The following is an 11,740-nucleotide window of genomic DNA, read 5'->3' on the forward strand; positions in this document are numbered from 1 at the left end:
AAAATCGTCTGCGCGGTGCCCTCGGTGGTCGCGATCGCGGCGAATGTTGGGCATGACCAGGTCGAGTGGCGCGATGGCCGCCAGGCATTCGCGATCGCCGGCGAGAACGGTCACGTGTGTCGCATCGATCGGATCATGGCGCCCGCGGTCGACCGAGCGAACGACGACGACGCTGAGCGCTACATCGATGCGCGTGCCGCGACCGCGATGCGGCCGAATGGGCCGTTGTGTTGGCGGCCGGCAGTCGATGCGAGTCGTGCGCACTGGCGCACGCGACTTCGCCTCGGCCTCGAAAGTGTTTGCCTTGCCGCTGCCGGACTCTTCGCGCTCGCGGGTCGCGGCTATCGCGCCGAACGATTCGCCCGTCACGCGCGCGTGGAGCTCGCCCGCGCAGAAGATCGGCGCTCGGCGCTGGCGCGCGATCAGGCGGAGCTCAGACGAATCACGCAAACGCTGGCGCGTATCGAGGCGTTTCGCGGGGAGCGTGGCCGGGTGAGCAGCGTGTTGGGTGAGCTGAGCGAAGCGATTCCGGAGTCGACGGCGGTCCTGACGTTTCACGTGGATTCCGTGGATGGAAGCTTCGCTGCGATCGCCGCACAGGTCGCGGATGTGCTGCCCGAGCTGCAGGGCATGAGTGAGATCGTGGCGCCACGCATCGTGGGCTCGGTGACGCGTGAGGTGATTGGCGGCGTACGTGTCGAGCGCGCCTCGTTTCGGTTTCGGCGGCCGGGAAGGCGGACCGTTTCGCTGGCGCGAGCGGAACGGAGAGCACCGTGAGCACCGTGAGCACCGTGAGCACCGTGGGCGCGGTGAGCGTCGATCTCGGAATGTCGCGGCGCGATCGGCGAACATTGCTCGGCGGCGCGGTATCCGTGACTCTGCTGGTCGCGATCGCGCGCGGCGTGCCGGCGTTGCAGCGCTGGCAATCCGATCGTGTCACCGACGCGCAGGCCGCCGCGCAAGAGCTCGCGACCTATCAACAGGCGTTGATGTCCAGCGGCGCGGTTCGCGACAGCCTCGCCGCGCGTCGTGCGCGGCTCGCGGAAGTCGACTCGGCCATTCTGTCCGGACCGTCGCCGGCAGCGATCGCGGCCTTGCTCGCGTCCTCGGTCGAAGACCTGGCCGATGAGAATTCCATAAAACTCACCGCGCTTCAGCTTCGCGCCGATTCCGCCGCGACCGCGGGCCTCGCGCAAGTCGAGGTGCGGCTTACGGGACTCACGGATGTCACCGGCCTCGCTGGATTTCTGCACGCGATCGAGGGCGGCGGCGCGACGCTCGTCGTGCGCGAGTTGAGCGTGTCGCAGCCCGAGCCGGTCTCGAGTGCGCTGAAGGTCGAGACGCTGCGCATCGACGTGTTGGTGGCTGGGATCGGCGCGATCGTGCGAGATACCGGCCGATGAGTGCGTGGCGCGGGTGGCGCGCGTGGCGCGCGTGGCGCGCGTGGCGCGCGTGGCGCGGGTCAGCGTTTGGCGGTTTGGCGTTCGCGGCCCTCATGACGATCGGCGTCGTTCGGTGGCGTGACGCCGTGCCGGCGCTTCCGGTTGCATCGCTGAACCTGGACGTGGTGGCTCGCCCCAACACCGACTCGCTCGAGGCACATCTCGCCGAATCGGAGGCGCTCATCGTCTCCAACGATCCGTTTCGGATCGCGAACGAGCCGGCGGGCGTGCGATTCGACGCCACCGTGGAGACGAGTGCGGGCGCGAATCCAATCGTTGCGCCGCCGCCGCTCCGTCCAGTCATGACGTTGAAAGCGGTCATCGGGGGACCGCCATGGCAGGCCGTGATCGACGGGATTCCCGGACAGGCGCAGGGCACGCTCGTTCGGACCGGAAGCGCGTTCGACAAGCTCGTCATGCGCACGGTGACGCGCGACAGCGTCGTGGTGCAGGGCCCGGACACGACGTGGATCCTGAGCTTTCGGCGGCGGCAATGAGGCGCGCGATCCCAGCGCTCGCGTGCATCCTGAGCGCGAGCTCGGCGCCGCTGAGCGCGCAAACGCATCCGGACAGCGTGACGATTCGCATCGTGAACACCGATCTTCGCACCGCGGTGCAGGTCATTCAACAGTATCTCGATAAACCCGTGATCTTCAGCGGTTCGGGCCCCGGTCCGCAGGTGACGCTCGAGCCGCCGAGAGCGATTCCGCGCGCCGACGTGCCGCGTCTTCTGCGCGGGTTGCTCGACGCGCAGGGATATGAGTTCGTGGAAGACACCGCGAGTGGCGCGTATCGCGCACGGCCGAGGGAGGCGCCGCGTGCCTCATCGGCTTCGCCGGTCTCGTCCATGATGACGACCGCGCCCGGCGCCAGCGCAAAACAGCAGGTCGCGAGCCCCGAGTTGTTCGTGGTGCCGCTGAGTCATGCGCGCGCATCGGATGTCGCGTCCACGGTCAACGCGCTGTTCGGACGCGGCACACCGCAACAATCCGCCGCATTCGGCGGCAGTCACACGCCGACGCTCGCCGACGAGTTGCGCACCAACCAGGTGCCGCCGGTCGATGCGCCGCTTCCGCAGTCGATGCCCGGCACGATCGGCCGAACCGCCGCGTTGACGGGCGATGTGACGATCGTTTCGGATGCGCACGCAAACAGCCTGCTGATTCGCGCCAATCGCGCGGACTTCGAGCTCATTCGCGCGGCCGTGGAGCAGATCGACGTCCGACCCGCGCAGGTGCTCATCGAAGTTCTCATCGTCGAAGCGCGGCGCGATCGGAACTTCAGCCTTGGCGTCGCGGCGACGATCGGCCAGCAGCATGTCGCGGGAACCGAGAACACGACGATCGGCGGCGCCTTCACGCCGGCATCCGCCGGACTCGCCGATTTCACGCTGCACGTCATGGGCGTTGGCGGCTTCGACCTCGACGCTACGATCCAGGCGGCGGCCAGTCGCGGCGACGTGCGGATCGTGAGCCGGCCGATCGTGCTGACCGCGAACGACCAGCAAGCGGAAGTAAACGTGGGAAGCCAGCGGCCGTTCGTTCAGGTGTCGCGATCGCTGCCGACGGATGCGGCGGTCCGCGATCAAATCGTCGAATATCGCGACGTGGGCACGAAGCTGAGCGTGCGTCCGACGATCAGCGTCGACGGCACGGTCGCGATGTCGGTGACGCAGGAGGTGAGCAGCGCGACGACGGAAACCGCGTTCAACGCGCCCGTCATCTCGACGCGATCGGTGAAGACCGATCTGCTCGTGCGCGACAGCCAGACGGTGGTGCTCGGTGGCTTGAGCGACAAGGAGCGCGACGTGCAGGTGAGTGGAATTCCAATTCTATCGAGCATTCCGTTGATCGGGGGCTTGTTCGGCAGCCACACGCGGTCGGGAAACGAGACAGAGCTGTTCATCTTTCTCACGCCGCACGTCATTCGAAATGACGCAGACCTCGAGCGATTGACGGCGCCGATGCGAAAGCGGGCGACCAAGGTGATGCCGTGACTGCGCGACCTTCATCCTCACCACGAGAACGTCAGCGGCTCTGGTACTGGCGGTCCTTCCACTCGACCCGACGGCCGCGTCTCACGGCGCCCGCGGCGATGTACAAGAGCATCGCGAATCCCAACGGGTAGATGAGCGCGTATGCGACTGGTTCGCCCATGAAACGGTAGATCGCGCCCCAGAACACGAGCATCGCCCCAACGGCCATGGCCGACCAGATCAGCCACGCCGCCGACAACATCCCGAACAGAGCGGCGATCAATATGAAAACTGGAATGAGCCCAACGAGCGGAATGCCGAGCAGCATCGCGGGATAGAAGAATCGGCCGACGGCGCCGCCGAGGACGGCGTTGCGACCGCCGGCGAAGATGTTCTTGCGCCATCCGCCGATCAGCTCGCGCAGCGACGCGTACATGTGCGTGGAGAGTTGCTCGATCGCCGCCAGCATCGCGATCCGCCGCCCGGCGCGTACGAACTCCTGCGCGAGTCCGAGATCCTCCGCCACGCGATCGCGCACGATGGCGTGGCCCCCCATCGCGACGTACGCGTGACGCCGGACGAGAATGAACTGCCCGTTCGCGATTGCATTCTCCGGATGCCGCGTTCGGCTCACGTCCTCGCCGCCGCCGTAGCGCAGCGAGAGCAACCCAAACATCTGAGGCTGAATCACGCGTTCCCAGAAGCTGTGCATCTCCTGATGCCCCGCGACGCTGAGCAAGTCAACATCGCGCGCGTGAAGTGCGTTCACGGCGCGCGGCAACAAGTCCGGCGCATGTGCGGTGTCGGCGTCGGTGAACAACAACAAATCCCCGCGCGCGGCGCCCGCGCCGCTGGCGCACGCCCACTGCTTTCCGAACCAACCGGCGGGTAGTGGCGGCGCTTCGATCACGCGTACGCGACCGTCCGCCTCGGCGATCGCACGCGCGGCGTCGCCGGTGCCGTCAGTCGAGTGATCGTCGATCACCAGCACCTCGAACGCGGGATAGCTCGCCGTCAGAATCGACCGGACGCAACGCTCGATGTTGCGGCGCTCGTTGCGCGCCGGCACGATCACCGACACGACCGGCGCGTTCGCGCCGATCGCCACGTCGTACGCGGCGAGGGACGTGGTGCGCCGAGCTCTGAGCAGCGAGACGATGGGCGGCAGCGTCCACGGTAACGACCACAACACCGGTGCCGCGATGTTCATCAATTCATCGGTTGAACATCATCGACACGCGCGACGCTCCGCGGCTGTCCGCGCGCCACGATCGTTGCCGCCGCGAGTTGTCCCGTGACGTTCGCCGTCGTGCGAAACATGTCGGGAATGGTATCGACACCGAGCAGAATGCCGATGCCCTCGACCGGAAGCCCGGCCGCGGTCAGCACCGGCACCATCGCGATGATCGATCCGCCGGGAATGCCAGGAATGCTGAAGCTGGTCACGATCGCCGTCGCGACGACCGTCGCGAGCTGCATGCTACTTACCGGCGCGCCATAGATGCGCGCGAGAAACACCGCGCCCGTCGTGAGCCCCAGCGCCGCACCGACGCGAAACACGACGGTGGCCAGCGGCAGGAAGAATCCACTGATCTCTTCGGGCAGATGCAGCCGATTGCGCGATGCGTCGATGAGCGCGGGCAGCGCGGCGAGAGACGAGCGCGACGAGAACGCGACGGCCTGCGCGGGGAGTGCGGCGCGCGCGAACTCGCGAAGGCCAATCGCTCCGAGCCATGCGCCCGCCGGATACAACACCAGGAGAATGAAAACGCCGGCCGCGATCGACACGAGCGCGACATAGGCGGCCAGCGCGCCGATGGCCGCGAGCCCGAGTCGCGCGACGAGCGGCACCGCCAGCGCGAACACGCCGATCGGCGCGACGACGAGCATCCATCGCACCAGCACGAGCATCGCGTCGGCGATGCCGCGGAACAATGTCACGACGCGATCGCGAAGCGGCGCACTCACGCGGAGCAGCGCGAGACCGAGGAAGAGGGAGAACACGATGAGGGGGAGCATCGCGCCATCGACGGCGGCGCCCATTGCGTTCGGCGGCACGAGCGACACGAGCCATTGCGACGGAGTTTGAATCGATGCCGCGCCACGCGCGGGGTCGATCGAAGCCGATGCGGCGCGCACGCTCGCGATCGCCGCGGGCTCGAGCGTGACGTGCGACAAGACCGGCGGCGCCACGAGCGCGCCAACCAATCCGGACGCGACGAGCAGCGCCACGAAAATCACGAACCCGCGCCCGCCGACGCGTGCGACGATGGCCCCGCTCCCCGACGTCGCGATGCCGACGATCAGGCTCGCGACGACGAGCGGCACGACCGTCATGCGAATGCCGTTGACGAACAGCGTGCCGACGGGTTCGACGAGCGCGACGGCAATGCGTCGCGAGTCCGGCGCTAGAAACGTCAGCGCAAGCCCGGTCAAGAGGCCGAGGACGAGCGCGATCAGCACACGCGTCGAGAGAGACACGCCGCAAAGCTACGCCACTCGGGCAAAAAAGAAACGCGGAGTGCGTCGATGACGCACCCCGCGTTCACACGAGAGCCGCGGTGCTTCGCGGTGTACCGCGAGGTTTCGCGATACGACGCGCTGCTAGCGGTTGCCCGTGTTCCCGGTGTTTCCGGTATTGCCAGACGTGCCGGTGTTGCCGGTGTTGCCGGTGTTGCCGGTGTTGCCGGTCTTCCCCATGTCACCGGTCTTGCCGGTCGTACCGGTGTTTCCCTGCGAGCCGCTCGACGACCCGCTCATGCCGCCCTTGGTGCTCGAGCTGCCGATGCCTTCGTCGCCCTGGTTGCCGCGATCCGTGCGGCTGCCCGAGGTGCCGGTGCTTCCGGTGTTGCCCGTGCTGCCGGTCTGACCGGGGTTGTTGCCCGATGCACCGTAGCCGCTCTCGTTGCTGGACGAGCTGCCGCTGCTCGCTCCACGCGACGAGCTCGAGCCGCTCGACGACGAGCCGCTGAGTCCACCACTCCGCGAGCTGGAGCCCGACGAGCCGCTCAAGCCGCTCGACTGCGAGCTGCTCGACGAGCCGCTCATGCCGCTGTCGCGCGAGCTGCTCGATGAGTCACCCATTCCATCACCCTGGTTGTTCTGGCGATCCGCCATAAATCAGTTCCTCCGAAAGCGTCGAAAAAGTCTGGCGCCGGCGTCCTTCCCTCCGTCCCCGCCGGCTAGCGGTGGCTAAAGCGCAGCATCGGTGCCACGCCGCGTTGAAAACATCGAGTTGACGATGCGCGCGCGATGTCATTATCTCCGCAGATGCGATTTCCGCCCCCGCTTCACGTGGGATCACGCGTTGCCCTGGTTGCGCCCGCCGGCCCGCTCCGCGGTGAAGCCGATCTCGAGCGTTCGGTCGCCAACGCGCGCTCGCTCGGCTGGCAACCCGTCGCGGGCGATTACGTGCTCGAGCGTGACGGCTATCTCGCGGGCAGCGACGCCAACCGTGCCGCTGACCTCAACCGATTCGCCCGTGATCCCGACATCGAGGCGATCTGGTGCATTCGCGGCGGATACGGCGCCATGAGAATTCTCGAACAAATCGACTATGGCGCGTGGCGCGCTCAGCCGAAAACACTGATCGGCTACTCGGACGTCACGGCGTTACACGCAGCGATCGGACAACGTGCCGAGCTCGTCACATTTCACGGGCCGACGGCGCGCGCGGAGCTGAGCGAGATGACACGTCGATCCTTTCTCGACGCCGTGGCGCGGGAGAACGGCGATGCGCCGCCGCTCGGCATCCATGCCGAGGGCGCGACGACGTTGCGTGCGGGTGCGGCGCACGGCCGTCTCGTCGGGGGGAATCTGGCACTCGTCGCCGCGTTGGCCGGCACCCCCTACGCGTGGAATCTCGACGGTGCGATCGTGGTGCTCGAGGACGTGACCGAGTCGGTGTATCGCATCGACCGGATGTTGATGCAATTGTGGCTGAGCGGCGGGCTGCGGCGGTTGGCGGGGCTGGTGTTCGGGCAGTTCACGGAGATTCCGGACGACAGCGCAAACGCGGAGTGGCCGCTCGAACGGGTCCTTCGCGAAACAGCCGAGCGATGCGGCGTTCCGACGATTGCCAATTTCCCACTCGGCCATATCCATGATCAAGTCACGCTGCCGTTCGGTGCACCGGCGCACCTCGACGCCGACCGGCGAACGCTCACCATTTCTAATATTATAACACAGTGAAAACAGCCGCCGACATGATCGCCGCCGCGAAGGCGAAGATCCGCGAAGTCACGCCGCGAGAGCTGCGCGAGATGCAGGCCCGAAACGAGCCGGTCGTGCTCCTCGACTGCCGCGACCTGAACGAGGTCAACCTCGGGAAGGTGCCGGGCGCTGTCCACATCTCGCGCGGCAACCTCGAGACGAAGGTCGAGGCGCTGATTCCGCGCGACGCCAACCTCGTGATCTACTGTGCCAGCGGCAACCGCTCGGCCTTCGCGGCCGCGACGTTGCAGGAGATGGGATACCAGCACGTCGCGTCGCTGGCGACCGGGTTTCGCGGTTGGGTCGAATCCGGCGGAGAGGTGGACTAGCGGAGTCCGAGGAGTTTGCAGTCGATGCCTCTCGATGCACTGCTCGCGCACCCCGACGTCGCGCGCCTTGCGCGACGTCTCGCCCTGTCGCCGGGCAAGCCCATTCACGCCGAGGGCGCGATGCGCTACGCGGCGATCGCGCTGGTGCTGCGCGCGTCACCCGCGGGCGAGCCCGAGCTGCTGATGATTCGCCGCGCGGAATACGAGAACGATCCGTGGAGTGGCCACGTCGCGTGCCCGGGCGGCCGCATGGATCCGACCGATCGCGATCTGGAGCACACCGCCGTGCGCGAGACATGGGAAGAAACCGGCATCGACCTCGCGCGCGACGGCCGGATACTCGGCACGCTCGATGACATCACGCCGCGTACACCGTCCCTGCCGCCGCTCGTGATCAGGCCGTTCGTGGCGGTGGTGCGTCCCGACGTCGCGCTGATCGAGAGCGAAGAAGTCGCCGAAGTGTTCTGGGTGCCGATCGGCGCGATTCAGGAGACGGCGCGTTGGGGAAAGGCGTTCGTGCCGATTCGCGGCGTAGGCGAGCGCGAGGTGGATGTCTTCCGGCACGGTGAGCACACGGTGTGGGGGCTCACGCATCGGGCACTGTCGCAGTTCCTGGACCTGCTTACCGACAGCGGCGGAGAACTACCGTAGAACAACTGGAACAACTAGAACAACGACAAGGTCTGACAAGATCTGAGAAAAACAACAGAAGAGCCCAGCTGCCCAAGGAACGACCGGTGTCGCGGCAACCACCAAATTGTTTTTGTTTGCCGCAGTTTTCAGATGTTGTCAGATCTGGTCAGAACTTGTCGTAGTACCAGTTGTCGCCACCTCGAGCCTAGTCCGCCCGCAGAGCCTCGACCGGATCCACCCGCGCCGCCCGCACCGCCGGCCGGATGCACCCGATCAACGTGGTCGCGGCGCACAGAAACACCGCCAGCCCAAACGTGGCCGGATCGCTCGGGCTCACACCGACCAGCAACGAGCTCATCGCCCGCGCCGCCCAGTACGCGACGATCACACCCGGCAGAATCGCCAACAGCGAGAGCACGAGTCCCTCACGCAACACCATGCGCAGCACTTCGTCCGAGCGCGCGCCGAGCGCGACGCGAACGCCGATCTCGCGCGTGCGGCGAGCGACGGTGAACGACAGCAGGCCGTGAATGCCGATGCCCGACAGGAGCAGCGCGATCGCCGCGAGAATCATCAGCACGCGAAGCTGTGCGACGCGCGGCGCGGTTTCACCCGCGACGATGTCGGCCAGCATGCGCACGTCCGAGACGGGCTGCAGCGGATCGGCATCGTGCACGATGCGACGGATTTCACCCGCGATCGCGGTCGTGGCGCAACGGCATCGAATGGCGAGATTCTGCGGTACGTACCCGATCAGGTTGCCCTTCTCGACTTGCCTCGCCGGTATGTACATCTGCGGCTCACTCGTCTGCTCCAGACCGCGCACGCGCACGTCGGCGACGACACCCACGACCATGCGGTCGTGAAATGCCGAGAAGAAGTGCTTGCCGATCGGCGTTTCGTGCGGCCACATCCGCTCCGCGAACGACTTGCTGACGACGGCGGCATATGGCTTGTCGGGCGTGTCGGTGGCGTCGACGTCGCGGCCTTGCAGGAGCGGAATGCCCAGCGTCGAGAAGAAGCCCGGCGTCACGAAACGGAGGCTCGCGGTCTTCGACGCGTCGCGAATCTGCTGCTCCTGCTCGTTGTACGACACGGCCCAGATGCCACCCTTGCGCTCGATCGGCAGACCGCTGATGTACGCCGCGCTCGATACGCCGGGCAGCGCGCGTACGCGATCGAGCACGCTCGTGTAGAATCGCCAGCGGACTTCGGGATCACCGTAGCGTCTAAACGACAGTGCGGTCGTCGCGGTCAGCACATTCTCCGTGCGGAAGCCGACGTCTTCGGATTGCAATCGCCAGATTGCGCGAACCAGTAGCCCGCTCGAGATCAGCAGCACGACCGACGCGCCGATCTCGATCATCACGAGCGCGCCGCGCATGCGCCGCCGCGCACCGCCGCCCGACCGGCTATCCTCGCGCAACGCGCTGATCGCGTTAGCGCCCGCGCTTTGCCACGCGGGAATGATGCTGAACGCCAAACCGGTGACCAGCACCAGCAGACACGCGAACGCGCCGACGCGCAGATCGATCTTGGGTTGGCTCGCGATCGGCAACGTGAACGGCACGAGCGCCGTGAGTGCCGGCACCGCGACAATGGCCACGAGCACGCCGGCGACGCCGCCGATGAGCGCCAGCACGAAGCTCTCGGTGAGAATTTGCCGAATCAATCGTTCGCGCCCGGCGCCGAGCGCCGTGCGCACCGCCAGCTCACGCTCGCGCGACGCGGCGCGCGCCAACAACAGATTCGCGAGATTCGCGCACGCGAGCAGCAGGATGCACAGCGCCGCCCCGCACAAGGCGAGCAGCAGCGCGCGCGAGCGCGTCGACAGCTCGTCACGCAAGCGGATGACGTGCGCGCCCGTTCCCTGATTCGCCTTCGGAAACTGTTGCGCCAATCTCTCCGCAATCAGTCCCGTCTCGGCGCGCGCCTGCTCGAACGTCGCCCCCGGCTTGAGACGGCCGACGCCGGTGATGTAGTTGTCCGCGCGATCCGCAAGCTGGTCAGTCGAGAAGGCGAACGTCGTCCACATCGTCTCGTCGCGCGACGGAAAGTGAAAGTCCGCCGGCATGACGCCGATTACGACATGCGGCTGGTCGTCGAGCACGATGCTGCGCCCGATCACCGCCGGGTCGCCGCCGAAGTGGGACTGCCACAGCGCGTAGCTCAACATCACCGACTGATTCGCCACGGTGTCGCTCGCCGTAAATACGCGGCCGATCACCGGCTTCACGCCGAGGACGTCGAACAAATCCCAGGTGACGAGGCCGCGGCCAAGGCGCATCGGCTCACCGCTGCCGGTGAGATTCACCGGGATGTCGCTATACGCGCCCATCGATTCGAACGAACGCGCCTGCGCTTTCCAATCCTTATAATTGCCCGGGGACAGCTCCATGTAGCCGTAGCCCGGCGTGCTCTCGTACAGCTTGATCAACCGCTCTGCCTGCGGAAACGGCAGCGGCCGGATGAGCACGAAGTCCGCGACTGAAAACGCCGCGGTGTTCGCGCCGACGCCCAGGGCGACGACGAGCGCCGCCGTGATGGCGAAGCCAGGTGAGCGGCGCAGCACACGCGCCGTGTGCCGGAGATCGGCGCGCAGAATGTCCCAATGCGCGGCGGCGGCGTTCGGAACGACGTCGGTCAGCGCCGCGATCGCGACTCCTACTGCGCTCGCGTTCCGCATTCTCGCCTTGAATGCCGCCGCCATCTCGCCCGCATACTCGGCGCGGAACGACCGTGGATAGAGATGCAGCAGGAATTTGTAGAAGCGCATCACGGGATCTCCGGCGTGAGTCCGCGCGCCCGCGCCATTTTCACGAGCTGCGTCAACCGCCGCATTTCGGCGCGCGCGACCGCACGACCGAACGACGTGATCGAGTAGTAGCGGCGGCGCTCGTCATCGAGCGCGGGGGCGGGGCGCTTGTTCGCCTCGACGATCAGCCCCTGCTCCTGCATGCGCTGAATGGAGCGATACAGCGTTCCGGCGCTCAGCCGCAGCTCGTTGTCGGTGCGCGCGGCGACGTCCTGAATGATGGCGTAGCCGTGTCGATCCTCGTCCGCGAGCGCCAGCAGAATGTGAAACGTGGCCGGCGGCAGGGGCAGCAGTCCTTCGATCTCGTCTCGGGTCATGCGTCCAAACTATATCC

The 11,740-nt window shown here is 66.8% G+C and carries 12 protein-coding genes; 7 read left to right on the forward strand and 5 right to left on the reverse strand.

Going from position 1 to position 11,740, the window contains the following annotated elements; genetic code table 11:
• The 4 genes from VN706_23695 to VN706_23710 all read left to right on the forward strand — a co-directional run.
• Positions 1 to 777, forward strand: a 777-nt coding sequence (locus VN706_23695; GenBank protein HXT18651.1) for a hypothetical protein, incomplete at its 5' end; no start/stop codon positions are given.
• Entirely contained in the window at positions 774 to 1,403 is a 630-nt protein-coding gene (locus tag VN706_23700; protein ID HXT18652.1) for a GspMb/PilO family protein, read from the forward strand. The genes VN706_23695 and VN706_23700, both read left to right, overlap by 4 nt.
• Positions 1,400 to 1,939 (forward strand): hypothetical protein, encoded by a 540-nt coding sequence (locus tag VN706_23705; protein HXT18653.1) that lies wholly within the window; start codon positions 1,400 to 1,402, stop codon positions 1,937 to 1,939. The genes VN706_23700 and VN706_23705 overlap by 4 nt, the downstream gene beginning before the upstream one ends.
• Positions 1,936 to 3,438: a secretin N-terminal domain-containing protein gene (locus VN706_23710; GenBank protein HXT18654.1), complete on the forward strand. Its 1,503-nt coding sequence runs from the start codon at positions 1,936 to 1,938 to the stop codon at positions 3,436 to 3,438. The genes VN706_23705 and VN706_23710 overlap by 4 nt, the downstream gene beginning before the upstream one ends.
• Before the next feature lie 31 nt (positions 3,439 to 3,469).
• Here the strand turns inward: VN706_23710 and VN706_23715 are convergent, their stop codons facing one another.
• From VN706_23715 to VN706_23725, 3 genes are all read right to left on the reverse strand, one after another.
• Positions 3,470 to 4,627, reverse strand: coding sequence for a glycosyltransferase family 2 protein (locus tag VN706_23715; protein ID HXT18655.1), 1,158 nt, complete (start codon positions 4,625 to 4,627; stop codon positions 3,470 to 3,472).
• On the reverse strand, positions 4,627 to 5,898 hold the full coding sequence (locus VN706_23720; protein HXT18656.1) for a dicarboxylate/amino acid:cation symporter: 1,272 nt from the start codon (positions 5,896 to 5,898) through the stop codon (positions 4,627 to 4,629). Before VN706_23720 ends, VN706_23715 begins: the two co-directional genes overlap by 1 nt.
• Before the next feature lie 123 nt (positions 5,899 to 6,021).
• Positions 6,022 to 6,534, reverse strand: coding sequence for a hypothetical protein (locus VN706_23725; GenBank protein ID HXT18657.1), 513 nt, complete (start codon positions 6,532 to 6,534; stop codon positions 6,022 to 6,024).
• A 177-nt stretch (positions 6,535 to 6,711) separates the two neighbouring features.
• Here VN706_23725 and VN706_23730 point away from each other — a divergent pair, with 177 nt between their 5' ends.
• Genes VN706_23730 through VN706_23740 form a run of 3 tightly spaced genes read left to right on the forward strand, consistent with a single transcriptional unit; the run spans position 6,712 to position 8,609 of the window.
• On the forward strand, positions 6,712 to 7,608 hold the full coding sequence (locus VN706_23730) for an LD-carboxypeptidase (protein HXT18658.1): 897 nt from the start codon (positions 6,712 to 6,714) through the stop codon (positions 7,606 to 7,608).
• Positions 7,605 to 7,958 carry a rhodanese-like domain-containing protein gene (locus VN706_23735; GenBank protein HXT18659.1) on the forward strand — a complete coding sequence of 118 codons (354 nt, stop codon included), beginning with the start codon at positions 7,605 to 7,607 and terminating at the stop codon, positions 7,956 to 7,958. The genes VN706_23730 and VN706_23735 overlap by 4 nt, the downstream gene beginning before the upstream one ends.
• Positions 7,959 to 7,982: 24 nt before the next feature.
• Positions 7,983 to 8,609, forward strand: coding sequence for a CoA pyrophosphatase (locus VN706_23740; protein ID HXT18660.1), 627 nt, complete (start codon positions 7,983 to 7,985; stop codon positions 8,607 to 8,609).
• Between the two features lie 187 nt (positions 8,610 to 8,796).
• Here the strand turns inward: VN706_23740 and VN706_23745 are convergent, their stop codons facing one another.
• Positions 8,797 to 11,367 (reverse strand): ABC transporter permease, encoded by a 2,571-nt coding sequence (locus VN706_23745; GenBank protein ID HXT18661.1) that lies wholly within the window; start codon positions 11,365 to 11,367, stop codon positions 8,797 to 8,799.
• Complete coding sequence (locus VN706_23750; protein ID HXT18662.1) at positions 11,367 to 11,723, reverse strand: PadR family transcriptional regulator; 357 nt, start codon at positions 11,721 to 11,723, stop codon at positions 11,367 to 11,369. The genes VN706_23745 and VN706_23750 overlap by 1 nt, the downstream gene beginning before the upstream one ends.
• Positions 11,724 to 11,740 lie beyond the last annotated feature (17 nt).

This window comes from Gemmatimonadaceae bacterium, assembly GCA_035606695.1.
Taxonomy (GTDB): Bacteria; Gemmatimonadota; Gemmatimonadetes; order Gemmatimonadales; family Gemmatimonadaceae; genus JAQBQB01.